General features: G+C 41.7%; 29 protein-coding genes and 1 tRNA gene. 20 read left to right on the top strand and 10 right to left on the bottom strand.

The window, feature by feature from the left end; translation table 11 throughout:
* The first annotated feature begins 209 nt into the window (after positions 1–209).
* Entirely contained in the window at positions 210–1,730 is a 1,521-nt protein-coding gene (locus tag H6G40_RS03950) for an ArnT family glycosyltransferase (RefSeq protein ID WP_002734097.1), read from the top strand.
* 19 nt (positions 1,731–1,749) lie between these two features.
* Here the strand turns inward: H6G40_RS03950 and H6G40_RS03945 are convergent, their stop codons facing one another.
* Positions 1,750–2,286: a metal-binding protein gene (locus H6G40_RS03945; protein ID WP_002793573.1), complete on the bottom strand. Its 537-nt coding sequence runs from the start codon at positions 2,284–2,286 to the stop codon at positions 1,750–1,752.
* Between the two features lie 81 nt (positions 2,287–2,367).
* Here H6G40_RS03945 and H6G40_RS03940 point away from each other — a divergent pair.
* The 3 genes from H6G40_RS03940 to H6G40_RS03930 all read left to right on the top strand — a co-directional run bounded on the left by H6G40_RS03940 (position 2,368) and on the right by H6G40_RS03930 (position 4,559).
* Positions 2,368–2,439, top strand: a tRNA-Val gene (locus H6G40_RS03940).
* 157 nt (positions 2,440–2,596) lie between these two features.
* Complete coding sequence (locus tag H6G40_RS03935; RefSeq protein WP_002733231.1) at positions 2,597–2,944, top strand: YkgJ family cysteine cluster protein; 348 nt, start codon at positions 2,597–2,599, stop codon at positions 2,942–2,944.
* Between the two features lie 190 nt (positions 2,945–3,134).
* Complete coding sequence (locus tag H6G40_RS03930; protein WP_069473940.1) at positions 3,135–4,559, top strand: AAA-like domain-containing protein; 1,425 nt, start codon at positions 3,135–3,137, stop codon at positions 4,557–4,559.
* Between the two features lie 111 nt (positions 4,560–4,670).
* Here the strand turns inward: H6G40_RS03930 and H6G40_RS23065 are convergent, their stop codons facing one another.
* Positions 4,671–4,934 (bottom strand): ParE family toxin-like protein, encoded by a 264-nt coding sequence (locus tag H6G40_RS23065; RefSeq protein WP_002734998.1) that lies wholly within the window; start codon positions 4,932–4,934, stop codon positions 4,671–4,673.
* Positions 4,931–5,161 (bottom strand): hypothetical protein, encoded by a 231-nt coding sequence (locus H6G40_RS03920; RefSeq protein WP_002733860.1) that lies wholly within the window; start codon positions 5,159–5,161, stop codon positions 4,931–4,933. Before H6G40_RS03920 ends, H6G40_RS23065 begins: the two co-directional genes overlap by 4 nt.
* 152 nt (positions 5,162–5,313) lie before the next feature.
* On the opposite strand from H6G40_RS03920, the gene H6G40_RS23625 reads away from it, so the two are divergent.
* From H6G40_RS23625 to H6G40_RS03875, 10 genes are all read left to right on the top strand, one after another.
* On the top strand, positions 5,314–5,436 hold the full coding sequence (locus H6G40_RS23625) for a hypothetical protein (RefSeq protein ID WP_002796307.1): 123 nt from the start codon (positions 5,314–5,316) through the stop codon (positions 5,434–5,436).
* Positions 5,437–5,447: 11 nt separating this feature from the next.
* Entirely contained in the window at positions 5,448–5,768 is a 321-nt protein-coding gene (locus H6G40_RS03915; protein WP_002796305.1) for a hypothetical protein, read from the top strand.
* A 198-nt stretch (positions 5,769–5,966) separates the two neighbouring features.
* A complete protein-coding gene (locus H6G40_RS03910) occupies positions 5,967–7,580 on the top strand; it encodes a protein kinase domain-containing protein (RefSeq protein WP_069473939.1) in 1,614 nt (537 codons plus the stop codon).
* A gap of 697 nt (positions 7,581–8,277) precedes the next feature.
* A complete protein-coding gene (locus H6G40_RS03905; RefSeq protein ID WP_002775262.1) occupies positions 8,278–8,670 on the top strand; it encodes a type II toxin-antitoxin system RelE/ParE family toxin in 393 nt (130 codons plus the stop codon).
* On the top strand, positions 8,663–8,959 hold the full coding sequence (locus H6G40_RS03900; protein WP_002731911.1) for a helix-turn-helix domain-containing protein: 297 nt from the start codon (positions 8,663–8,665) through the stop codon (positions 8,957–8,959). The genes H6G40_RS03905 and H6G40_RS03900 overlap by 8 nt, the downstream gene beginning before the upstream one ends.
* A 432-nt stretch (positions 8,960–9,391) precedes the next feature.
* Positions 9,392–9,766 carry a type II toxin-antitoxin system RelE/ParE family toxin gene (locus tag H6G40_RS03895; protein ID WP_002734817.1) on the top strand — a complete coding sequence of 125 codons (375 nt, stop codon included), beginning with the start codon at positions 9,392–9,394 and terminating at the stop codon, positions 9,764–9,766.
* Positions 9,763–10,068 carry a helix-turn-helix domain-containing protein gene (locus tag H6G40_RS03890; RefSeq protein WP_002732780.1) on the top strand — a complete coding sequence of 102 codons (306 nt, stop codon included), beginning with the start codon at positions 9,763–9,765 and terminating at the stop codon, positions 10,066–10,068. Before H6G40_RS03895 ends, H6G40_RS03890 begins: the two co-directional genes overlap by 4 nt.
* Before the next feature lie 50 nt (positions 10,069–10,118).
* Positions 10,119–10,322: a hypothetical protein gene (locus tag H6G40_RS03885; RefSeq protein ID WP_079205616.1), complete on the top strand. Its 204-nt coding sequence runs from the start codon at positions 10,119–10,121 to the stop codon at positions 10,320–10,322.
* A 109-nt stretch (positions 10,323–10,431) separates the two neighbouring features.
* Positions 10,432–10,668: a type II toxin-antitoxin system VapB15 family antitoxin gene (gene vap15 / locus H6G40_RS03880; protein WP_069473938.1), complete on the top strand. Its 237-nt coding sequence runs from the start codon at positions 10,432–10,434 to the stop codon at positions 10,666–10,668.
* Positions 10,646–11,005, top strand: a complete 360-nt coding sequence (locus H6G40_RS03875) for a putative toxin-antitoxin system toxin component, PIN family (protein WP_069473937.1) — start codon at positions 10,646–10,648, stop codon at positions 11,003–11,005. The genes vap15 and H6G40_RS03875 overlap by 23 nt, the downstream gene beginning before the upstream one ends.
* Positions 11,006–11,406: 401 nt before the next feature.
* On the opposite strand, the gene H6G40_RS03870 is transcribed toward H6G40_RS03875, so the two are convergent.
* A complete protein-coding gene (locus tag H6G40_RS03870) occupies positions 11,407–13,779 on the bottom strand; it encodes an ATP-binding response regulator (RefSeq protein WP_069473936.1) in 2,373 nt (790 codons plus the stop codon).
* 489 nt (positions 13,780–14,268) lie between these two features.
* Here H6G40_RS03870 and H6G40_RS03865 point away from each other — a divergent pair, with 489 nt between their 5' ends.
* From H6G40_RS03865 to kaiC, 3 genes are all read left to right on the top strand, one after another.
* Positions 14,269–15,198, top strand: coding sequence for a circadian clock protein KaiA (locus H6G40_RS03865; RefSeq protein ID WP_002750903.1), 930 nt, complete (start codon positions 14,269–14,271; stop codon positions 15,196–15,198).
* 56 nt (positions 15,199–15,254) lie between these two features.
* Entirely contained in the window at positions 15,255–15,569 is a 315-nt protein-coding gene (gene kaiB, locus H6G40_RS03860) for a circadian clock protein KaiB (protein ID WP_002733742.1), read from the top strand.
* 193 nt (positions 15,570–15,762) lie between these two features.
* Positions 15,763–17,325 (top strand): circadian clock protein KaiC, encoded by a 1,563-nt coding sequence (gene kaiC, locus H6G40_RS03855; RefSeq protein WP_002743493.1) that lies wholly within the window; start codon positions 15,763–15,765, stop codon positions 17,323–17,325.
* Positions 17,326–17,741: 416 nt separating this feature from the next.
* On the opposite strand, the gene H6G40_RS03850 is transcribed toward kaiC, so the two are convergent.
* From H6G40_RS03850 to H6G40_RS03825, 6 genes are all read right to left on the bottom strand, one after another.
* The gene (locus H6G40_RS03850; protein WP_069473935.1) at positions 17,742–18,737 is read right to left on the bottom strand and encodes a lysylphosphatidylglycerol synthase transmembrane domain-containing protein; all 996 of its coding nucleotides are present in this window, start codon (positions 18,735–18,737) and stop codon (positions 17,742–17,744) included.
* A 63-nt stretch (positions 18,738–18,800) separates the two neighbouring features.
* Positions 18,801–19,898, bottom strand: a complete 1,098-nt coding sequence (locus tag H6G40_RS03845; protein WP_190537303.1) for a sulfotransferase family protein — start codon at positions 19,896–19,898, stop codon at positions 18,801–18,803.
* A gap of 5 nt (positions 19,899–19,903) precedes the next feature.
* Positions 19,904–21,292 (bottom strand): aspartate aminotransferase family protein, encoded by a 1,389-nt coding sequence (locus H6G40_RS03840; protein ID WP_002775270.1) that lies wholly within the window; start codon positions 21,290–21,292, stop codon positions 19,904–19,906.
* A gap of 384 nt (positions 21,293–21,676) precedes the next feature.
* The gene (locus H6G40_RS03835; RefSeq protein ID WP_002733317.1) at positions 21,677–21,910 is read right to left on the bottom strand and encodes a photosystem I reaction center subunit IV; all 234 of its coding nucleotides are present in this window, start codon (positions 21,908–21,910) and stop codon (positions 21,677–21,679) included.
* A gap of 78 nt (positions 21,911–21,988) precedes the next feature.
* Entirely contained in the window at positions 21,989–22,618 is a 630-nt protein-coding gene (locus H6G40_RS03830) for a DUF6391 domain-containing protein (RefSeq protein WP_123230103.1), read from the bottom strand.
* Positions 22,619–23,003: 385 nt separating this feature from the next.
* Positions 23,004–23,705 (bottom strand): 16S rRNA (uracil(1498)-N(3))-methyltransferase, encoded by a 702-nt coding sequence (locus H6G40_RS03825; RefSeq protein WP_069473932.1) that lies wholly within the window; start codon positions 23,703–23,705, stop codon positions 23,004–23,006.
* A gap of 268 nt (positions 23,706–23,973) precedes the next feature.
* Between H6G40_RS03825 and H6G40_RS03820 the strand changes: the two genes are divergently transcribed.
* The 3 genes from H6G40_RS03820 to H6G40_RS03815 are packed head-to-tail and all read left to right on the top strand — an operon-like array spanning position 23,974 to position 24,810.
* Positions 23,974–24,300, top strand: a complete 327-nt coding sequence (locus H6G40_RS03820) for a hypothetical protein (RefSeq protein ID WP_069473931.1) — start codon at positions 23,974–23,976, stop codon at positions 24,298–24,300.
* 1 nt (position 24,301) lies between these two features.
* The gene (locus H6G40_RS23050; protein ID WP_176721617.1) at positions 24,302–24,499 is read left to right on the top strand and encodes a hypothetical protein; all 198 of its coding nucleotides are present in this window, start codon (positions 24,302–24,304) and stop codon (positions 24,497–24,499) included.
* Positions 24,457–24,810, top strand: coding sequence for a restriction endonuclease (locus H6G40_RS03815; protein ID WP_256094001.1), 354 nt, complete (start codon positions 24,457–24,459; stop codon positions 24,808–24,810). The genes H6G40_RS23050 and H6G40_RS03815 overlap by 43 nt, the downstream gene beginning before the upstream one ends.
* Positions 24,811–24,877 lie beyond the last annotated feature (67 nt).

Below are 24,877 nucleotides of genomic sequence, written 5' to 3'. Positions count from 1 at the left end.
CAAAACAAAGAAAAAACTGAAATCAAGTCAGGATAAGGGTTGGAGTGCTTACTGCAAAAATTGTTAAGAAAGATCCCTATAAGGGATAGTTATCAAGGGGGGCAGGGGGGATCGAACCTAAAATCCATTTTTAATTTAATTATAACCATCTACTTAACTGATGTCTCGATCTGTGATAAGATACGCAGCAATTCTTGTCCAGAAAAGTTATGAATAGGAAATCTGATCGTTTTGATTTAATGGCATTAATTGCCATTGCTGTTTTTTTCCTAGGGATCGTTTTCTGGAAAGTCCCGCTTGATTATCCCTATATAGTTAATTTTGATGAAGCGGTGGCTCTGGTACTTGCCTACGTCACCAAACAAGGTTATCGTCTCTACGAACAAGTTTGGCACGATCATTTATCGGGTTTATCTCTTTTACTAAATGGTTGGTTAAGCGTGACAGGATTTACTATCCATGCGGCGCGCATTATGGTGCTTTCTTTGTCCACAATTATGTTAGGAATTTTTTATCTAATTCTGAGAGTTAATTGCGGAATATTAGCCTCTTGTTTATCAGTATTCATTCTCTCAACCTGTCCAGTGTATATTAACCTGTCAACGACAATGTTGCGGGAATTACCCTCACTTTTTTTTACAATCTTAAGTATTTTTATGATCTTTAAAGCCGTTCAATTCATGGGTAAGCTTAAGTATGGACTCTATTTAGTCAGTGCCATTGCTTTTGTTTTTTCCCTGCAAATTAAACTTGCAGGCATTACTATTATCCCAACTGTAGCTTTAATTATTTTTCTTAATCAACAGAATAGTTTTATTAAAAGAATCATTGATATTATTATTTGGTCAGTCGCTGTTATTTTAGTCTTTGTCTTGGGTTCCCTGACTATTTTTCCTTTTTCCTACGAAAATGTTATTAAATCTCATGTCAGTGTTGCCGCTAGTTTCGCTCAAGACAATCTCACCTTATGGACTCTCTTACAAAGCGCCCTACAGTACGAACCAATTTATCTAATCGTCACAGCGATAGCTATTATAGCGATGGTTTTTACTCGCAACATAATACCACTTTTACCGCCCTTGGTCTGGTTAGGTTCTAATCTGTTCAGATTTGCTACAGTCGCCCCAATTTGGCCTCATTATTATATCCATTTAATTATTCCCGCCGTTTGGATAATTGCCTTGTTTGTCGAACAGTTAAAAATTACTGATAGCCTCGGAGAATTTAGGCAAAATCGAAAAATAACCCAGAAATTAGTTCTCAAAATGCTAATTTTTCTACCCCTGTCTGGTCAATTTCTCTTTAATACCTTAAGAATAATCACCAATCGTGATCCTGGAATTAATGCCTACGTTCAATATAATAAAAAGTATAAACCTCTTTTAGCAGAAGCTGTGTTTGAAAAATTTAAAAACTCCGATAAACTTCTGTTAACCGATAATCCTCACTACATATATAAATATTTCTTGAAAACACCCCCAGAAACGGCTGTCATCACCAGAAAGAGATTTCTCAATCAGAATCTCGATGGGGATTTTATCCTAGAAGTTATTGAAAAAAGACAGCCAGATTTGGTTTTCCTCTATCGATTTGAAAAGGAATTTCTGCAATCACCAAAACTCAAGGATTATCTAGAGAAAAACTATATCCAGTTCCCCGACCAGCAAGAAAAAGGAACTCTCTTTATCAGTCCAAAAACTTGGCAAGAATATCAAAGTAAGGCTAATTAGAAATTGTGGACGGGGATTATTAACGTTTTTTCTTTTTTACCGGTTTTTGAGCCACTTTTCGAGAACTTTTGTAGGCAGATCCGATCCAATCACTACAACTATGACTCATCGCTCCTAATTCTAAACCTAGGAAAATAGCGATCGCTACCCGGGGATACTGTTGCCATAATGCGATCGCTTGCTGCGGCCACAGTCGCCAATCCCAGTCTATACCCCAGAAACTTTGCAGGATCGGAATGATCACGATCGCCGCTAGTAAAAGAAAACTACCAAGATAAAATAACCGAAAAATTGTGCCGATCAATAAACCGTGGGATAACCAACCGCGATGACGGATCATAGAACGATAGGGTAGCCACAACCAGCGCAGATAACCCCAACGTTTGTATTGTACCGAGTGGATGTCAAGATCTGGCCCAAACAGGAATCCGCTAAACAAATAACTGGCCAAGAGTAACAGGGTTAATTTACCACTGCCACTGACCAAAAAACTCGCCCCCGCAATCGGTAGCAGCAAAATTAGGGTAATGCGATCGTGAGTTCGACCAGAGGGCATCGGAAAAAAATTAACTCGCTCAAAAAAATAATATACTTTTTTGAAAATATATGTTATGCTGAGAAAGTACGAAATTAATTCGGGCGTTTAGCTCAGTGGTAGAGCGCCTGCCTTACAAGCAGGATGCCGTAAGTTCGACCCTTACAACGCCCATTTTATTAGATTCTTGCCTTGTCAAGCTTTCACTCCCGATCGCAGGTTGAGATTAAAACTATTGAGGGTAATTGCTGCTGGAACGGGAAATAGGGACTATTTGCTAGTAAGCTAGTCAGTAGGTACTAGGATTAATTCATCGCGGCACACCGGTTATATGGCCAATTGGAAATGTATTAAAAATTGTGGAGCTTGTTGTCAACTAAATCCCGATGAGCGTCCTGACTTAGAAGAATATCTGACTCCCGCACAATTAACTCAATATCTCAGCATGGTGGGGGAAGGGGGTTGGTGTATAAACTTTGATCGCCAAACCCGTCTCTGTACCATTTATGACCAGAGACCAGAATTTTGTCGTGTTCAACCCGATATTTTTGCCAAAATGTATCAAATTGCACCGGGAGAATTCGATCAATTTGCGATCGATTGTTGTCATCAACACATTGAGGATCTTTATGGGGAAGATAGCCTAGAAATGAATATCTATCGTCAGCAAGTAGGCTAAGATTTACCCCTATCCCAGAAATAACTCAGACGGAGAAGAAAATAAGTGGTCTGGTTAGGCTCTTCTAGGTTCTCGATGGCTAAATCAGTAAAATTACGGAATTGATTGTTTCCCTGTTGAGGATAAGTCTATAGGAAACTCAAAACCTCTAGGGGTGCAGAGTTTGAGTTCAGGACAGGGAAAAACTATCATGAAAAAACCAGAAAAACAGCGCCGCAGACGCGGGGTTATCCTCACCCCCACGGGACTAGAAAAATTACTTACTGCTAAACAAGAAGCGGAATATCGGGATAATCGTGGTTATCGCTTCACCCTAGAAGTCCTCAGCGAGAAAACTCTTTTAGGGGTAGATACTCTGATGAAGGTATTTGCTTGTGAATCGGGAGTGGATAAACAAACACTGAAACATTGTTTTCAAGCTTTTAATTTAACTTTAGAAAATAGCGATTATTATCGTCCTAACTTACCAGAAACTGATACTATTAATCCTCAACTATTGCCTGAGTTACCAGAGGGACAAGTCCCCCTCAATTCCCCCTTTTATATTAACAGAAACAATCTGGAACAGACTTGTTATCAAGAGATCTTGCGCGGAGGCAGTCTGATCCGGATTAATGCGGCCAGAAAAATGGGAAAAACTTCCCTGATAACCAGAATTATTAATTATGCACAACAACAGCAATACCATACGCTTTATTTCAGTTTTCGGTTAGCAGAAAGATCAATTTTTCAAGACTTAAATCACTGGCTGCACTGGCTTTGTGTTAGTATTAGTCGCCAGTTAGATTTAGATAATCATCTCCCAGAGGATTGGGATGAATTCTTAGGGGGTAAAATTAACTGTAAAATCTATCTAGAAAAGCATATTCTCTCCCATCTCGATCGACCTTTAGTGATTGCCTTTGATGATCTTGAATATCTTTTCCCCTATCCACAGCTAAGGGAAGAATTTTTTAGTATTCTGCACCTCTGGCACGAGGAAGGCAAAAACAAACCCCTCTGGCAAAAATTACGTTTAATTGTTGCCTATTCCCCTGCACAGGAGCTTGATAAAACCTCAGATACCTATCAATCTCCTTTTAGTCTTGGTTTACCGATCGAATTGCCTAATTTTACCAGCGCACAAGTAAGAGAATTAAGTCAAAGACAGGGATTAGATCAGAATTTTGACTCCGAAAAATTACGGATATTTCTAGGGGGTAATCCCTATTTAATTCGTCTTGCTTGCTATCATATTGTTCGGGGTGATTGTACCCTAGAAACCATTCTAGCTACTTCTATCGGCGAGGAAAATAATATTTTTGCAGACCATCTTAAACGTTTACTTTCGCATCTGCAATACTTAAAGGGCAATTTAGCGGCTATCTTTGCTAAGGTGGTGATGGCGGAAAAAGACATAGAAATTGACTTAATTGCCGCTTTTCACCTAGAAAGTCTCGGACTGGTTCACCGACAAGGTAAGTTTTGCCGAGTCAGTTGTCCTCTCTACCGTCAATATTTTGGCGAATATTTCCGGCAACGTTCTGTTTTTTTGCCGCAAAAAACTTCTCTCTTCGCCAAAAAAATTACGCTTGCTCACTTTGATACTTCCGAAAAAAGTCGCTATGCCATCTAGTTTATCGAATGTCATTATGAGGGAGTGATACTAAATACTGTTTAAAAAGTATAGGAGAGTGGCAAGGGGGTTTTTAAAGTTCGAGTGGGATAGGCTTGTAGTTCCTGTGTTTTACGAATAAAACTTTTCGTACTCATCATGATCGCCAATCCAAAACCAGGTCACTGTATCCCCTGACAGCACTCCCAAAGCTCGATGACTCTTCGTTACACGCACTGACCAAATATCTTCGTCGCTGTCAATACACTTAAAATGTAACGATGGATGAAACGGATTCTCTACCCATAACCGATATGCTTTCTTGGCTCCGGCTTTGACTGCTGGTTTCAAGTCGCGATACTTCTGCCAAAATGAGGGCAATGTCGCGGAATTCATAGCTGCTCATAATCCATCGGTGCGGACAATCCTGCCGCAATATCTTCTTTGGCTTTCCGTGCTGCTGCGACTAGATTATTCTTCGTCTGTTTAAACGACTGATCCCATCGTTTTTCTTCTTCAATTTCTGCAATATAAGCTCGAACATACTCTACTAACTGCTCTTGAAGCTCATCAGGCAGAGACTCAACCATCTTGATGATCGTGGTAATAGCAGGAGAGGGCATGGTATCTATCAGCGCAGTAGGTTTTCTCTATTCTACAACGTCCACCGCAAACCCAAAATGATATGATCTTTGTTTCCTCTGTGTCTGGAGTGGTTTTTATTAATGAGCCTTGCTCAAAACCAAACAATTCATAATTGAAGAGCGAGGTATTTATGGGTAAAGAAGAAGAACTACTTGAACAATGGCGAGAACTGACACCGGAAAAGCAACAAAAAGTTTTACAATTTGTTCAAACACTGAAATCTAAGTCAGAAACAACAGCACCAATTAATTAGGAGTCTAACCCATGAGCGGCCTCACCATCGAAACCGATTTAGGAAAAATCCTAGACCAGATTAATCAGAATCTTAAAGAGACCAATCAGAAGCTAGACGCGCTCCAGAAAGATGTCACAGAGATCAGGATTGTTCAAGTCAGATTCGAGGCCGAAGTAAAGGGAGATCTCAAGGCATTACAGGGAGAATTCAACACCTTACAAGGTGATTTAAAAGAGATTAAAGGCTCCCAGAAAGCCCAAATTTGGGCATTAATCACCATCTTGGCAACAGCAGTTATCGGAACTGTCATCCGCTTTGTCATCACTGTTCCCCCTGTTAGCAACCCCTAACTTCCACTGCCGGGGAACAGGCTTCTGGTTCCTGTTTGATATTCAGGTAGAATTAATGATAGAATTGGTGCGTTACGGCGGATTGTTAATTTTGGTTTTTTGACGGGATTTGTGACCGCCTAAGGGAGCCTACACATCTTCTCTCAATGAGATCATCAATTTTTTTTAGGTACTTAATCAAATTTCTCCAGATGATTTATGAGTATCCTCTACTGTCTCAATCCCGAATGTTCCCATCCTCAAAATCCGACTCATTATAGCTATTGTCAAGGATGTGGCGGAAATTTAAGCCAAACTAGCCAATCATATTCTTTTCATAGCCGTTATCTCATTGTCGGAGTATTAGGCGAAGGCGCATTCGGTAGAACTTATAAAGCTAAGGACTTGAATTTTAATCGCAAACCCCGGGTTATTAAAAAATTTATTGCTCAAATGCAGGGAGCTGCTCTGGAGAAGTCTAAGGAGTTATTTCAAAGAGAAGCGGAAAAATTAGACGAATTAAAACACGAACAAATTCCCACCGTTTATGATTATTTCTCTCAGGGGAACTCCCTCTATTTAGTGCAGGAGTTTATTGAAGGAGAAACCCTGCTTCAAGAGTATCAAAGAGAAGGAAGATTTAGTGAACAGAAAATCAAGGAAATATTACAGCAATTATTACCAGTCCTTGTCTATCTCCATTCTAAAGGATTGATCCATCGTGACATCAAACCGGATAATCTGATGCGTCGTCGGAGTGACGGTAAATTGATGTTAATTGATTTTGGGGGAATTAAAGAGCAAACCTCCCAAATGGGGACAGGTTTATATACTCCGGGTTATGCTGCTTATGAACATATCATGGGCAGTGCAGTCGCCGCTAGTGATTTATATAGTTTAGCCGCTACCTGTGTCCGTTTATTAACAGGATGTTTCCCCCAAAGTAACAGTAATTTGCCTGATTCGGTCTATGATGTGAATCAGCGGCGATGGTTATGGCAATCGGTATTAAAATCGCAAAAAAGATCAATTAGTGATTTTTTAGCGAATCTCCTCAACAAGATGTTAGAAGATAAGTCTAGTCAGCGCTATCAATCAGCTTCAGAAGTTCTGACAGTGTTGAATAATCCTCCTTCAAGTAGAACTGTAGTACAACCTCCCCCCGTTTCACCTCCTCCTCAGAGAAAAATTAAGAATCCATCAGGAATAACTAGACGTAAATGGCTATATAACGGCATTGGGATGATTGTATTTGGGGGGGTGATCGGACTAGCAATTTACAGTATAGGCAATTATAATTTAGGAGATAATCAAGGGGCGATTGCGGATCAAAATCAAGCGATCAAACTCAATTCTGACGATGCTGTAGCCTACAATAATCGCGGAATTGCTAAGTCTGATTTAGGAGATAAGCAAGGGGCGATTGCCGACTACAATCAAGCGATTAAACTCAATCCTGACTATGCTTATGCCTACAATAATCGCGGAATTGCTAAGTCTGATTTAGGAGATAAGCAAGGGGCGATTGCCGACTACAATCAAGCGATTAAACTCAATCCTGACTTTGCTGTTGCCTACAATAATCGCGGAATTGCTAAGTCTGATTTAGGAGATAAGCAAGGGGCGATTGCCGACTACAATCAAGCGATTAAACTCAATCCTGACTATGCTGATGCCTACTATAGTCGCGGTTTAATATACAAAGAATTAAATGACAATGAAAAGGCAATTAAGGATTTTCGCCAAGCAACAAAACTTTATCAACAACAAAATAATCAAACCTGGTATCAAAACTCTCTGGATAGACTAAAAGAATTAGGTGTTTCCAATTAAATTATTGTAGGGAGTTAACACCGTTAAGTAGCTTGTAGGGTGCGTTAGGCGCGTACTTAAAGGAAATTTGTTAATAATTAAACTATGATCGCGCCGTAACGCACCATCTTAAGAAAATTGGTGCGTTACGCTATCACTAACGCACCCTACTGGACTGTTTCAGCTAATTTGGTGTATTAGAAAAATGCTATAAATTCTATAATCTAAGACTTTAAGCCGAAATCTATTGCCCTATTTTAGTTGAAACAGTCCACTACAAGAGCCGCTACTGTGTCTGGAGTGGTTTTTATTATGATTATTTAACTGCTACCGAATATCCCCCCGCAGTAATCTCTCCCTAGTAACAGGTTTCTAGTTCCTGTTTGATATTCAGGCAGAATGAATGATATAATTGGTGCGTGGGGTGTGGCTCTCTCGTGCAAAAGCTTGTTACCTGTAGGATATAACGATCTCAGGTCTTTTGTCAAGTCTAATTTGAGGGATTTTGCTCCCGTAAACATCAGCTTTTGGGGAACTCGATACTTAACGATGTTGATGTCTATTATCGCGGAATTTCTAAGTTTAATTTAGGGGATAAACAAGGGGCGATCGCATAATTCTTTTCAACGAGGTTATGAGATATCCAGCAATTCGATACCCATCACCATCACCTGATTACATTTATTGATTTTTCATCGCATACTATTTCAAAAGAAACGTGCCAAAGACAAAAATCATCTTTTATCAAGAAGCAGAAGGCATCTCACCCGTTGTTGAGTGGCTTCAGAAATTACTCAAAACTGATAAAAAAGGATTTGCCAAATGTATAACCAAAATCGAACAACTTGCCGCACAAGGTCATGAACTGCGCCGCCCTGCTGCCGATTATCTCAGAAATGATATCTGGGAGCTTAGAGCCAAACAGGGAACCATACAATATCGAATCCTCTATTTTTATCATGGTCAAAATATAGCAATTATTGGTCATGCTCTTATCAAAAAAACTTCCGCCGTTCCCTCACAAGACATCGAGAGAATTATCCAAAGAAAAGCACAATTTAAACAAAATCCAGAACTTCATACTTATCAAGGAGAAATAAACAATGCCTAAAACCACAGATGCCGTAAAAATCATTCACCAAATGATTGCAGACGATCCCACAATCAAAGAACAAATTGCCCTAGAATCCCTCAACTCAGAAATCGCACAATTGATTTATGACGCTCGTATGAATGCTGGATTAACTCAACAACAACTAGCCGACCTAATCCATGTTGAGCAATCCGTTATTGAAGATCTAGAAGACGCTGACTATCAAGACAATCCCCTAATAATGCTACAAAAAATTGCCACTGCCCTTAATCAACGAGTCAAAATGAGCCTTGTTAGTAGCTTGTAGGGTGCGTGTTTGCGCGTATTTAAAGGAGATTTGTTAATTAAACTATGATCGCGCCGTAACGCAGCATCTTAAGAAAATTGGTGTGTTACGCTATCACTAACGCACCCGACAAGAGCCGCTACTGTGTCTGGAGTGGTTTTTATTATGATTATTTAACTGCTACCGAATATCCCCCCCGCAGTAATCTCTCCCTAGTAACAGGTTTCTAGTTCCTGTTTGATATTCAGGTAGAATGAATGATATAATTGGTGCGTGGGGCGTGGCTCTCTCGTTTAAAAGCTTGTTACCTGTAAAATATAACAATCTCAGGTCTTTTGTCAAGTCTAATTTTAGGGGTTTTGCTCATGTAAACATCAGCTTTTGGGGAACTCGATACTTGACACTATTTAATTTATCATTTGTTAGAAAACTCACATATATAAAAGCTTTAATATGCCAAAAATACAACTTATTTTTTACCAAGATGAAAGAGGTAATATACCAATTATAGAATGGCTTGATAGTCTTCCTGGCAAAGCTCAAAACAAATGCTTTATCAAATTACAAAGACTGGCAGAACTAGGATATGAATTACGCAGACCAGAAGCAGACTTTTTGCGGGACAAAATTTATGAATTGAGAGTTAATTTTAAAGGAATAAATTATAGAATTCTTTATTTCTTTTATAAAAACAAAGCTGTGGTCATTTCTCATGGTATAATTAAAGAAAAAGAAGTTCTACCACTGGAAATCGAGCAAGCAATTAAAAACAAAGCTAAATTTGAAAAAAATCCCGAATTACACACCTATTTTCAGGAGTTGATATGAATACACACCAAACGACAGCCGATGGCTTACAAATTCTTTACCAACGTTATTATGCTAATAATCCAGAACGTCAATTAGAATTAGAAAAGGCTCGTATTGATGACGAAGTAGCCAGAAAAATATTTAAGATTAAGGAAACACATCATCTTTCAACAAAAGCTTTAGCAGAATTAATTAATACTGATGAATCTATTATTGAAGCCTTAGAAAATGCTGACTATGAAGGAAACTCTTTTTTGTTGCTAAATCTCATCGCTACAGCCCTAAAAATAAAGGTTAAATTTGAATTAGTTTCAGCCTAATTGTTTCAGTAATTTGCTACAATGAGAATAAGCTGTCGCGCATTTAAACAATGACAATGATAAACCTAGAAACAATTGAAGAAGATATTGCGTCCCTTCCCCCCGACGCACAACAGACTATTCTTGAACTTGTAGATATTCTCAAAAAACGATATTCTCCCAACCCACAGGAAATGAAAGAGCAGCGAACAGAAGATTGGTCTGACTTTATCGGTTGTATAGAAGCTGAACCAGACCTTTCTTTTGAATTATGAATTATGAATTATCAAAAAGAATAGAAGAAACAAATAGATATTCGGGAACGTTGTTTTGAGTATGCACTGCGAGCAATTAAACTTTATCAATCAACAATAATTTGAGAAAATGAACCAAAAAACTTACCAACTAACCTTAAACTTTGACCAGATTTTAGATTTGGTTAAACAACTCCCAGAAAGTGACAAAATAAAACTCAGTAAAGAACTCGAAAAAGAAACTTTAAATCAAAAATTAACCCAACTTCTAGAAACTTTTAAAACTGATGAGCTTTCCTTAGAGACAATTACCGAAGAAGTGGAGGAAGTTAGGGCTGAAATTTATGGACAACAAGCCACCAATTAAAGTTATTATTGATACTAACCTTTGGATTAGCTTTCTTATTGGTAAACAGTTAGCCAAAACTCTTCTGCCGATTTTTTCTCCACAGCTACTTAATGAGATTAACCTTGTTACCAAAAGACCAAAATTACAAAAGCATTTTCCCCAAAGTAAAGTTCAAGAGTTACTTGAGCTTGTAAACATAATTGGGTTATGTATTGAAACTAAATCAAAAATTAATATCTGTAGAAACGCTAAAGATAACTACCTTTTAGCCTTAGCCAAAGATAGTCAAGCTGACTTTTTAATTACAGGCGATCAAGATTTATTAATTTTGCAACAATTTGGAATAACTAAATAAGACTTTTAGACTTTTTGTCAATCAAAAAGTACCAAATATGGGAGTGATCGGGTGGAAAATTCAGGGACTTTTTCCCTGAAAATTAGGTAATTGACCCCCTCAAAATCGGTAAAACCCTACACCCCACACCCCACACCCTACCCCCACGAAAAACTTTTTCAGCAAGCCCTAATTAAATTATGATCGCGCCGTAACGCACCATCTTAATTTGTAGGGTGCGTTAATGTTCTCGGTTCTTCTCTTTTTCTCACCTAACGGCTGGTCGATTTTTTTGAGAAAATTGAGTTAATAATCTCTAGGTTGAGTTAAGGTTTGTAGTTGCGCTTTAGCACCAAGTTCTAGGTAAAATCGGGCTAGAGCATCGACATTGCTTGTCATCCCAAGACTGGCCCGACTTACCCTTACTGTTCTTTGTGGCGAGAAAAAGCCAGATCAGCAGTCTCGATTACCTTTAATAGCTGTTCAATGCGGTTTTCCGTTGGGGGGGCCAAACAGGGAAAAACGGCTAAACCGGGGATTTGATTGGCTACCTCGGTGACAGCCACATCAAGGGTGACTAGGGGTAAATTAGCGAGGGTTTCCGACTCGCTCAAGGTTTGCAGATAAGAGTATAAATCTTCTGCGATCGAACTATCAATTAAGATAGCGTCCACCTCCCAGACAGTGGCTAAAAGTTCCGCCTGTTCGCAACTATCGGCCTCGATAAAACGATAATTCTCCCGGACTAATTGATTATTCCAAATCCAGCTAAAGGAAGATAAATCGGAGAAATTGGGGGCATAATGACCGTGTAAACGCAGCAGAGTCGGAGCAGTGCGCCGTTTGCGGCTAGGAACAGGGGAAACGGTCAGATTTAGGCAAGCTTGCAGGGCAGCCGAGGTGATTGGTGGAACCAGAAAACTATCGGCCCCTTGCTGTTGACTGCGGTTGCGCTCGGAATCGGCGGCGGTGACAATAACTTTTATATCTTTGGTTTGGGGATGGGATTTCAGCAGCGTTAACACATCCCAACCGGACAAGAGGGGTAGATTGGGATTGAGAAAAACACAACGGGGTTTTAACTGCCGGGCTTTTTCGATCGCCTCAGTGCCGCTACGGGCGATAATGGCTTTTAATCCCAATTCACTCAAGCGATCGACAAACTGTTCGATCACTTGGGGATTAGCTTCCACCACCAACACCAGACGCTGGGGAGTAGCGGACTCCTGCTCGGCACCTTGGGGATGAACCGGCAGTAGTAAAGTAAATTCACTACCTTCCCGAGCTTTGGAGACAAAAGATAGATCGCCACCGTGACAGCGTGCTAATTTTTGGCTGAGGACCAAACCTAAACCTGCGCCCTCAAATTGACGGGTGAAAGGACTTTCTAGCTGTTGGAATTTCTGAAAAATCAGATGCTGGGATTCTTCCGGAATACCGATTCCCGTATCCCAGACGGTAAAAGCCAGCCAATTTTCCCAAAGATTGACTTTAATGCCCAAATTACCGCCATCAACGGTAAATTTTACCGCATTATCTAACAAATGCACTAACATCTGTTGTAAACGGGCCTCATCGGCCAGAACATAGTCTAACCCCGATTCGATGTCAAGACGATAGCTGCTGGGGAGATCGAGACGTTGGGGATACTTATCGACGATGATATCGTACACCCGTTGACAGAGGCGATCGATTTTGACTCTAGATAAAGTTAATTGTAGTTGTCCTGTCTCTAGGCGGGTTAAATCGAGGAGATCATTAACCAAAGCCATCAACTGACGACCGCTGCGATAGATTAAATCGGCATATTTGGACTGTCGGGGGTTAAGTTCACCGATTTTTTGTTCCAGGAGCAGACTGGAGAGACCGATAACGGCGGTGAGGGGCGATTTAAACTCATGGCTAACACAGGCGAGAAATTCATCCTTAAGACGATTTAAATGGACTAGATCGGCATTTTTAACCGCTAATTCCTGACAATATTGCTGTTGTTCGGTGATATCGGTGGCTAACAGTAACCATAGTCCTGAAGCTTTCTCGATCAAAGGATAATTATCCGTTAAATTTAACGGCACGGATAACAGGCGCCAAGTCTTAGTTAAACCCGATGTCAGCGTTTCCAGACGCTGGGGAAACAGGGGGGGAGTGGGGGATGGGAGGGTTAGGGGGTCATTAACTAAAGCCAAGGCAGAGTTATCGATATTAGCGGGGAAAGCTGCCCCGATTTGTTGACACCAAGCCTGATTTTGGTATAAAATCCCTGCTTCTGGACTGTAGAGCAGCAGCGGCAGCGGTAATTGTTCCAGAAATTCCAGAGGACGATCGCTGCGGGGGGGGATGCGATCGCTGATGCGGAGCCGCGGGGGGGGATCATCGAGAATCGAACGCCCGAGACAAAATTGGAGAAGTTTGCCCGTGTCTAAGCGTCCTAACAGTTTCCCCTGAGCATCGACTAAAATAGGGGCTTTTGCGATCGCTTCTCCCGTCAGGGTGGCCAGAAATTCACTCACGGCCATGCGCGAGTTAAGAGGGATAATCGGACGCAGCCAACCGCTCAGATCCAGACAGTTGGGGGAGGGGTTTCTGGTTTCTGGGTGCTGTTGTTGATAGAGGAGGTAAGCAATCAGGGCTTGACTCTCAATCAGTCCTAGGGGACAATACCTCTCATCCACCACCACGATCGCTTCTGGATTGCCCGTGTTAATTAAATCGCAAAGACTGGCCCTGTCAATAATTAATTCACAGGCAGTGACGGATTGATTAAAGTGATGGAGACTGAGGGTAACGCTAGGCATGGGGATAATTAGGGGGCGGTGGCGGTAGCTTTAGGGCATAATTAGGGTTTGCGGCAAAAAGTTTTTCGGTGGGGGCAGGGTGTAGGGTGTAGGGTATAGGGTTTTACCGATTTTCAGGTGGTCAATTACCTAATTTTCAGGGCAAAAGTCCCTGAATTTTCCCCCTGATCACTCCCATCCCCGGCACTTTTGGATTTCAAAAAGGTCTAAAAGTCTTATCCAACAAGGTTTTTAGATTTATTCAGCCAGCCCTAATTAACAAACTGATGGCCAAACTATTAGTCGTCCTAGAACTTGAATTTATCTTGATTATGACGCTCGCTCATCTAGAGAACCGCTCCATTGATTACAATTAACTACGATACCTACTGCCAAAAAGCAAAGTTAACCTTTAACTTCCCTTAGCTGATGGCGGGGGGTTGTCTTCTCAACAGAGAAAGCCTAACCTATTGTTTGTCAATTTCTATCTACCTTGCGGGTGAGAAAACGTTGCCTCCGAGACTGACTATTTATGCTTTTGTCCCAACGGACTCACCCTTGACGGGGGTGAGTTCACCTCTGGGGCTGGTTAATTCTTTGACGGCTTTATTGGCTAATGAACGGTATAATCTAACCCTGGGGTCATCTTCTAGCGAACTATTGGCTAATATCGAGGCAGAGAAGGAAAAAATCGATTGTTTGCTGGTGGTCTTTCATCCTTCCCTACAGCCGACTTTTAATCAACTCTACGAAGGGGGGATTTTACTGCCAGTAGTGATCATTGTCGCTGACAAGAACATCGCTCCTGAGATGAATGACTCTCCCACCTGTCTCTATCATAGTGCCGAATTACAAATCACCGTCAAGGAATTAGACAGCATCACCTCGGTTATCGACCAAGCGATCGCTCGATTTCTCCATTTAGCTCCTAATTGCTCTTTTTCCGAGCGTACTACGATTGTTAACCAACCGAATCCCGTGGAAAATAATCACAGTTTTCTCCTCCTACAACAGCGCCGTTTAGCAGAAAAATTAAAAGAAAGACTCGGCTATTTAGGTGTTTACTACAAACGCAACCCGCAGCTATTCTATCGCAATCTTGCCCCGGAGGAAAAAAAAGAATTACTGCGGGAATTAAGAAGAGATTATCGGGAGATTATTTTAAATTACTTCCAACAGGATTATCCGATTAATCAAGCGATCGATGAGTTGGTTAATAATGTCTTTTTTACCGATCTCTCAGTGTCGCAAATTCTGGAAATTCACATGGAGTTAATGGACGAATTTTCCCAACAGTTAAAATTAGAAGGCAGAAGTGAGGAAATTCTCCTAGATTATCGTCTCGCTCTCATTGATATCCTTGCTCACTTGGGGGAAATGTATCGTCGTTCCATACCTCGCGAGGATATCCCTTATGATTTATTATTGGGAATAGACTAAAATCTCCCCCATAAATAACAATAAACTCCTATCCCCAGCCCCTTTGATCTTAACCTATGAGCGTCTTTAAAAAAACCTATGTTTTAAAACTGTACGTCGCCGGCAATACCCCCAACTCCGTGCGGGCCTTAAAAACCCTGAAAAATATCCTAGAAGAGGAATTTCAGGGAGTGTATGCGCTCAAGGTGATTGACGTGCTGAAAAACCCGCAACTAGCGGAGGAAGACAAGATTCTCGCTACTCCTACCCTTGCGAAAGTCCTCCCTCCCCCGGTGCGGAAAATTATCGGTGATTTGTCCGATCGAGAGAAGGTTCTGATCGGTTTAGACTTACTATACGAGGAAATTCGTGAACGAGAAAATGATAGCTAGGTCTTTGTCCATAGTTGATTAGACGGGTTATATTGATTGAAGAAGAAATGATCGGGGCTTAATCTAGTACCTCTAGGGGAAAGTCAAGAGTCAATGGAAATCGAGATAGTGTAAAGTGTTTAGTCAGGCTTGATATGTTTCTGTGGAAAAATTAGATAAAAATCCTACTCTTTAAATACTCGCTGGATAAATAATGACTCAATCTAACTCTAATAGCCAATCGAATCCACCGATTAAACCGAAAGGTGTTCGCAAAATTAGAACCCTAATTGAAGGTTTTGATGAGATCACTCACGGTGGTTTACCCATGGGGAGAACTACCTTAGTTAGTGGCACTTCTGGCACGGGAAAAACCCTGCTTGCTGTGCAATTTCTCTACCATGGGATCAAGTATTTTGACTATCCGGGCCTGTTTGTTACTTTTGAAGAATCTCCCACCGATATTATCCAAAATGCCTATAGTTTTGGTTGGGATTTAGAAGAATTAATTGACCAGGGTAAATTATTTATTCTCGATGCTTCCCCGGATCCGGAAGGTCAAGAGGTGGTGGGTAGTTTTGATCTTTCGGCCCTAATCGAGCGCATTCAATACGCAATTACCAAATATAAAGCCAAACTGGTATCAATTGACTCTGTAACTGCCGTTTTTCAGCAGTACGAAGCGGCATCAGTGGTGCGGCGAGAAATTTTTCGGCTCGTGGCCCGGTTAAAATTATTAGAAGTGACTTCAATTATGACCACGGAACGTATCGAAGAATACGGAGCGGTGGCCCGTTTTGGTGTAGAGGAATTTGTCTCTGATAATGTGGTAATTATGCGGAACGTGCTAGAGGGAGAAAGGCGACGCAGAACCGCAGAAATCCTCAAATTACGGGGAACAACCCACATGAAGGGGGAATATCCCTTTACTATCACCAATGATGGCATTAATATCTTCCCCCTCGGTGCGATGCGTTTAACTCAGCGCTCTTCTAATGTCCGCATTTCTTCGGGAGTAAAAACCCTTGATGATATGTGTGGAGGCGGTTTTTTCAAGGATTCGATTATTTTGGCCACAGGAGCAACAGGTACGGGTAAAACTCTCTTAGTCAGTAAATTTCTGGAAGAAGGCTGTAGGCGCGGTGAGCGGGCGATTTTGTTCGCTTATGAAGAATCTCGCGCCCAATTGTCCCGAAATGCTTCTTCTTGGGGGATCGATTTTGAGGAGATGGAACGCAAGGGATTATTAAAATTGTTGTGTTCTTACCCGGAATCGGCGGGATTGGAAGACCATTTACAGATGATTAAGTCGGAAATCTCGGAATTTAAACCCTCCCGCATTGCCATCGATTCTCTATCGGCGCTCGCTCGCGGGGTGACAAATAATGCTTTTCGGCAATTTGTGATCGGGGTGACAGGATACGCCAAACAGGAGGAAATTACGGGATTTTTCACCAATACCACCGACCAATTTATGGGAGCGCACTCGATCACTGAATCCCATATTTCTACGATTACCGACACGATTTTAATGTTGCAGTATGTGGAAATTCGTGGCGAAATGTCGCGAGCGATTAACGTCTTTAAGATGCGCGGTTCTTGGCACGATAAAGGCATTCGTGAATATACTATCAGTCAGGATGGGGCGGATATCAAGGATTCTTTCCGCAATTACGAGCGGATTATTAGTGGTTCTCCGACTAAAATTAGCGTCGATGAAAAGACTGAATTATCGCGGATTGTTCGCAATGTACGCGAAAAATTACAGGATGAATAATCGGGAGTTGACTGATGGAGATTATTTTGAAGAGCGATCGGGTAAAGTCGGTCTTAGGGAAAATAACCACCAGATCAACAAACCTAAGCTAATCCAGAGAATATCTTTAACCAGGCGAATTTTTAAAAACTGTGCTTTCTAGATTTTTTGTCCTCAATCCAGACTTTTGGGGGGTTCTACCCCCCAAACCCCCCGTTGGGGGCGTGGCGCCGCCCCCAAACCCCCGCGCATTAGCTTTTCGGTGGGATGCTTACACGCAGTTGTTCATATATTTGTACTAATTTAAAAGTTACTGATAATACTAAATCTGGTTATTAAAGACTGATTATTTATTCCCCTTTTTGCATGAGTACATGAGTACGTGAGTGCCTCTCCTGATATGTTACCTATACTCAACGGATTTAGTATGATTGAGATTATTTTGAAGAGCGATCGGGTAAAGTCGGTCTTAGGGAAAATAACCACCAGATCAATAAACCTAATATAATCCAGAGAATATCTTTAACCCGGCGAATTACAGAAATCGCTAAACCTAATTCTAGACTGCCGGTTAAGGAAGCACCCAGCAGCACTAAAGAACCTTCTAAAGTACCGATATTAGCGGGAATAAAAAAGGTTCCAGCGCGTACCAATTGGGCAACAGAATCAAATAACCAAGCATCGGCAAAACTGATCGGATGTTGGAGAAACTGCATTAAAACATAGATTTCTAAAACTCCGAGAGGCCAATTGAGAAAACCGACGATCAAGCCATTTCTAAATAGGGGCAGATTCCGGTAAAATTCTCCTAAACGATCATCGACACTGCGAAGATTTTCTAAAGGTTTGGCTAGTCGATCGCCTAAAAAAGAATGACCTAATCGATTAACTATTCTGGAGGATAAACGGAATCGCTGAATCAAGAAAAATATCAGAATACAACTGGAGAATATAGCGAGACTTAATCCGGTAAAAGTTTTAAAAGAATTAGAAAATTTTGGGGAAGCTAGGAGCAGAAAAAAACCGATAATTGCAAAGAAGACAAGGGAAGCAGTATTTAACGTCTTGGTCAAAATAATCGAGGCACTGGTTTCTTTGTAGCTAATCTGATAGTGAGTTTTTAACATCACTGCTTTAAAACCTTCTCCTCCCAACGAAGCGAAGGGAGTCACGCGATTAAAGGCTGCCCCTACCATGTAAATTAATAATAGGCGAATTGTCCATCTAGGTTGGATAGGAATACTTTTAAAAGTTAGTTGCCAAGTAAAAACATCGGTGAGAAATTCTAGGAAGTAAAAAATAATCACTAATGTCATTCCCCACCAACCGACTAGGGTGATTTGTTGCCAAACTTCTTGCAGATTTGTTTGGCGCAAAATTACCCCTAGTAAAACAAAACCTAAACCCAGAAAGATAAATTTAAGATATTTCATATTAAATTATGAGTTATGAGTTATGACTGATAACTCATAACTGATAACTGAAAAAGCTGATAACTAAAAATAATTCCAACGTTGAATAAATGGCAGCCAATGGGATTCGACTAACTCGATCGCTTTTGCATCTGGGGGATAATTATTTTTTTTATATCCTTGCAGACTGGCGATATATTTCTCAAAGCGAGGCATAGCTATTTTTAAGTCGGGAAGTTGCAGTTGATCGTAAATTTTCTCGATTTGTGCTAGGGGGTCTTTTTCTAAATCCTCAAAACGAATTTCTACAAAACTATCGGCGGGTAAATCGGCACTATCTCGCAGGAGAGAATTGATCATTGGGGGATAACTTTTCAGAATCGCTTGCTCGATGACATCAATAGATAAATTATCGTAGGGTTGCAGTGCTAGTTCCGGTAGGATGCGGGTGAAAAAGTGGCGGGTTGAGGGAAAAACTAGATAGGGATTGCGGTAGATATGAATAAATTTAGCATCGGGCCAGATAGCTCGCAATCTGGCGATGTGTGCCGTATAAACGGGGTTTTTGAGTAGTAATTGTTTGCCTTTTTGGTGGATGGAAACTTTTTTTAATAGATGAGTATGCCAACGCTGCCAATTGGCGATTTCTTTCTCGCTGCAGCCTTGAAAAAAAACCCCTCGCTCGAAATGGTACTGAAAACGTTGGGGAAAGTATAAACCATGGTAGTAGGAAAGGGGGATCATGCTGGCCAGGGCGATCGAGTCTTCTTGGGGTGAATTGGGAGTAACAGCGACGTTATCCACATGGCGATCGCTCGGTAAGGCCAATTCTAGCAGCGGTTGAAATAAGCGGACGATACCGAGGATATCCCAGGGTAATCCCACCGCTAGGGGCGAAATATAGCCAAAATGCTCCGATTGACCGAGTAAATTGTGCAGATGGGTCGTGCCGCTGCGCCAATAGCCGACAATAAAAATGGGTGCTTTTACCTGCACGCGGCGCTCATAAAACCCTGTCATTAAAATTCGTTCTAGGGTAGAAAAAGGCAGTCGCGCTAGGGTAACTGCCAGCGCCAGGGTTGCTGGGGCCAAATTGGGGCGATCGATGCCGCCATTAGTCAAAAATAAACGTAATAGGGTACTAAGATTACTACCGCAGAGGGGATGAAACAAACTGGACATATTAACTATTTTTTGGCGGTTTTTTGGCGGATAGCTTGACTGGCCAAGGTTTTGCCGAATTCCCAAGCGGCCCCTGGGAAGCGATGTGCATCAGCGACCACATCTTTAACGGCGGTGACAAGCCAACGGCAATCCTCATCGGAGAGGGTGAGGGGGGGGATAAACTTGATGATATTCATGCCGTGGCCGGAAACCTGGGAGAGGATTTGATGACGGGTAAAGAGGGGAACGACGATTAACTGGGAAAATAGCCCTTTATTGGCGGTTTCTAGCATTTTCCAGGCGGCTTTTAGTGACCAACTGCTCGGCTCGGCAAATTCCAAGGCGATCATCATACCCAATCCCCGCACTTCCTGCAAACATTCGTACTGATCTACGAGGGGCTGCAGTTCTGCGATAATTTGTTGACCGATCAAAGCCGATCGCTCGACTAATTTTTCCTCCTCAATCACCTGTAAAGTGGCAATACCGGCGGCCATGGCCAGATTATTTTTACCAAAAGTGCTACCGTGAACCACAGAACGATCCATGCGATCGAATACTTTATCAAAGATCCAGCGACGACAGAGAACCGCTCCCACTGGCACAAAACCACCCGAAAGAGCCTTGGCAACACATAAAATGTCCGGTTCTACCCCCCAATGTTCCACTGCCCAAATTTTGCCGGTCCGGCCCAAACCGGTCTGCACTTCATCGGCTACAAAAAGAGTGCCATAACGACGACAAAGGGCAGCCGCCGCCGGGAGATAGTTCGGTTCGGGAATTCTCACCCCGTGACCTTGGATCGGTTCGGTAATAAAAGCCGCTACGTCTTGGTTAATTAGAGCTTTTTCGAGTGCGGTCAGATCGCCGAAGGGTATTTCCTTAAAATCGGCGACAAATGGTCCAAATCCCTGGCGATAATGGGGATCGCCGGTGGCGGAAAGGGAACCCATGGTTAACCCGTGGTAGCCTCCCTGACAGTAAACAATTTGGCTGCGTCCGGTGGCGTAGCGGCTGAATTTAATGGCGGCCTCGACAGTTTCTGTGCCGGAATTAGCAAAGAAAACTCGTTCTAATCCGGGAGGGGCGATCGCTGCTAACCGTTCCGCCAGCAATCCCGCTAGGATAGAAGCATCCAATTGGACTAAATTGGGCAATGCTGCCGTCAATACTTCTTGTAAAGTTTGCACGATCTTGGGGTGATTGCGTCCGAGAGCGAAAACACCAAAACCACTCAGTAAGTCCAGATACTTTTCCCCGTGATTGTCAAATAGGTACGGACCTTCAGCTTTAACGTAGTGGCGATCGTAGCCGATCGTTTTTAGTACCCTAACCATCTGGGGGTTTAGGTATTGTTCGTGGAGGGCAAAGTTCTCTTCTAGTCTTTTTTCTATCAGTTCTAAAATGCTCATAAATTCCAGATTTCATGACTGAAAAACTAATTTTTAAACACCTCAAACCCGATTATGTTGATAGCACATTATCATGATTTTTGGTTATCTAATATTATAAATTATTTGATATATTTTGTCAAGTATTTAAAAACTTATCTAGGACAATTAAACTAATTCACTCTTGTTGGCTAAAGGTTCAAGCGACTTTTAGATAATTTATTAGTCAGTTTTTATATGGTTGGGGCGCAAGCGATGCGCCCAAAATGTAATATCAGTAAACTGTTTACTGTTCACTGATAACTGATTACTGATAACTGATTACTGATAGCTATAAAAAAACCGACCAACAAGAGAGAATTCCTGTCAGTCAGTCGGTGATGATAGGCTGAATTTTAGTCAGCTTTATTTCTTAGCGGGGGCAGCCTTAACGAGTTCCAATTCACTTTCAGCGAAGTTATTGGTATTCAGTCCACCGGCGCTACCACTAAAACCGTGGTAGTTAACAGTTTTAAAACGGACGATAACGGGATAGAGGATACCACTTTTGTCAACACTGGCTACGGTTCCTACATCGTTGTACCAGTAAGACTCTTTCCGTTTGACTCTAACTTCGGCTCCGCGTTCGATTCCAGGCATAGCTGTTGTTTTTTTTTAGGGTTTAGTTAACAGGTTACAATCAGAGCGAGTTTGCCGAAAGGGTTTTTACTTTAAGTTTTATTGCAAATCTTGCCACTCTGTTTGGACAAAATGCCCCGAACGTCCCCATAGGTCTGCCTTTGGTGCAATGTTAACGATTGTTAAGTTAAAGGGAATAGCCGTAGTCAGGTATTTTTGGGCCGACATTCCCACATCTGGCCCGATTTGAAAAGCGGTGGCAGTGGCTAAACCTAAGCCTAATAACTGAGAAATCGGACCTCTGGGGAAGATAAGATGAGTTCCTAAGACTAAGCCGGCGGTTAAGGCTAAAGTTACCGATAAATTGGTGCCACAACGCGGATGTAATGCCAATTGCCCCTCGCCATTTTTGAGACGACGGAGTGCCTGTTTGGCCGCAATTTGCAGTTCATTTGTATTAATCTGTCCGTAGAGATAAAAACCCCTATCGGTGGACAGTCCCCCCAGGGCCTCGTTATCTGCGGGGGAATGGTCAAAAGGCGATTGACGACGGGCAGCCATTTCGCTTAATACCCAGACGGTGGCGTGTTCCAAGGCGTGAACCTGTCGCAGGGTGAGAAATTCTTTGACACCGGGGATAAAGCCGATTTGTGCCAGTAAATCGCTGTCTTGCTGGGGCGAGGGGTTAAACCAGTCAAAAGAGGGGTTAGAAGGGCTACTAGGGGTCATAAAGTTGCGCTAGGGGGAGTTTTTTCGGGGAAGATGAGGGTGCTATTCGACAAAAAGGGGAAAATCTGACCACTGGGGAACTGCTGCTAGTTTTTGCTTTAGGTAAGGTTTGCTGAATAAATCTAAAAACCTTGTTGGATAAGACTTCTAGACTTTTTTGAAATCCAAAAGTGCCGGGCATGGGAGTGAGCAGGGGGAAAATCCCTGGACTTTTTCCCTGAAAATTGGGTAATTGACCACCTGAAAACCGGTAAAACCCTACACCCTACACCCTACACCCCACACCCTGCCCCCACAAAAAACTTTTTGCCGCAAACCCTAGTTAAGAAGCGAAAGGATTTCAGTTATCTCGATTGCTAGTCTTGGTCATAAAAACTGTAGTCAATTAGCTGTCTAAATAGGCGTTAATGATAGCGAGAGCCACTAAGGGAGCGGTAATTGTTCTCAAAATGCGTTTTCCCAGTGATACAGGTAGAAAATCAGCGGCGATTGCTTGTTCTATTTCTGCCTCCGTCCATCCCCCTTCCGGTCCGATGGCCATGGTTATCTCGGTTGATGTTTGTAATTGAGAAAGTAGCGGGGCCACTGTTCTACGCGTAACACCAATATAACAAGTTGTCTGTGGGTTAGCTCCCCGCTTAAGGATGGCTAAAAATGGCTGTGGTTCTTCGATTATGGGAATAATCTGTCTTTCTGATTGTTCTACAGCTTCCCGGGCAATTTTTCGCCAACGGTCAATTTTTTGAGGACTAGGATTAACTAAACCGCGTTCTGTCAGCAGCGGGATAATCCGATAAACTCCTAATTCGGTGGCAGCGCGAACAATATCATCAAAGCCATTTTTGGTAATTGCTACCATTAAATTCACTTGTACTGGTAGTTCGCTAGTTTCGTTTATCGCTTCTAAAAGATGGGCAGAATTATCAATTATTTCCGCTAACCACGCTTGTCCTTGTCCATTTAGGGCAATAAAACGGTCATGGGATTTTAAACGAACAACTTTTTTAAGATAATGACTTTGTTCGGGTGTTAAGGCAATTAACCCGTTTTCTAGGGTATTAAAATCGAGAAGAAGACGATAATACAAGGCGGTTTAGTATATATTGCTATTGTGTTCAGAATCACTGTCAGCTATCTATTTTAGCTTTTATGGTGTTTTTGTATGGGGTAGATGGCTCTTCTGGTTTCTGTGTGGAAACGAGGTCTATACTGATAGTTTCTTCGACAAAATAGTCCTAAAAGTGTTACCCGATAAGCATTTCACGATTCCATAAGCAAAAATTATCACACAAAGTCGAGAAGAGCCGGTAGATTAGCCTAAAATCTTGATCATTAACAAACACGGGAATTGATTAATGAATTTACTAGGCATCGTTTTATACTCTTTTATGGGGGTGCTGTTGTTGGGGTTAGCTGTAGCTATCTGGTGGTTAGTCGATACCGTATCTTTATCCCCCACTAAACCGAAAAGAGCTACTTCTAAAAATAATCGTCAAAATTTGCCAATCAGTCAGCAGCAACTTTTCTACTTAGAAAGAGAACTTTTAACCCTCGTGAATGGAGATAAAGCTTTAGCGACTCGATTGCTTTTAAATATTAGATTGAGAAATCCCCAACGCAGTAAAAGCTGGTGTTATGAAAAAGTGATTTATGACTTAAAACGAGATCGAGGAGGAATTTAAATTGTCACTACAACAATTAGACTTATTAGAAGAATACCGTAGCGATCGCCATAATCTCATTGAAAAAAATTTATCTACCTTGTTTAGATTGGTACCCGATTGGTGCGTCAGGGAAAAAGAATCGCTCGCTCTAGTTCCTCAGACAGCGATCGAGTTGTGTTATTATCACAGTTGTCTTCGGGAAATACTGACGCATTAGTGACAGTAAAATGTCTTGATGAGAGAGTTGATATAACACAAGTCAGTCCAGGAATTATCCTCGATGCTGATGCTTCTCCTCGTCAATTTATTCAACGTCGCAGCAAAATTATCCCGGCAGCTGGTGGCCAAGAAAAAAGCAACTTGAATCGATGTCTTAACCCTTGGAGCGATAGTGAGGTAAAATTAATTGCATCGGAGATCAAAAGAGTTATTGATTTTGCCCGGGCAGCCAGCAATCAAGCTACAGTTATTAACAGATTAGTCCAAGAATTAAGTTACTATGGTCTTACCTACTCAGATCTGTTATAAAATTTCTCCTCATCAAGGTATCTATTAGCCAATAGGAATTAAGACTTGACAATACCCACTCCCCAAC

Source organism: Microcystis viridis FACHB-1342 (assembly GCF_014698335.1).
In the GTDB taxonomy this organism is placed as follows: Bacteria; Cyanobacteriota; Cyanobacteriia; order Cyanobacteriales; family Microcystaceae; genus Microcystis; species Microcystis ichthyoblabe_A.
This window is presented reverse-complemented; position numbering and strand designations above follow the sequence as displayed.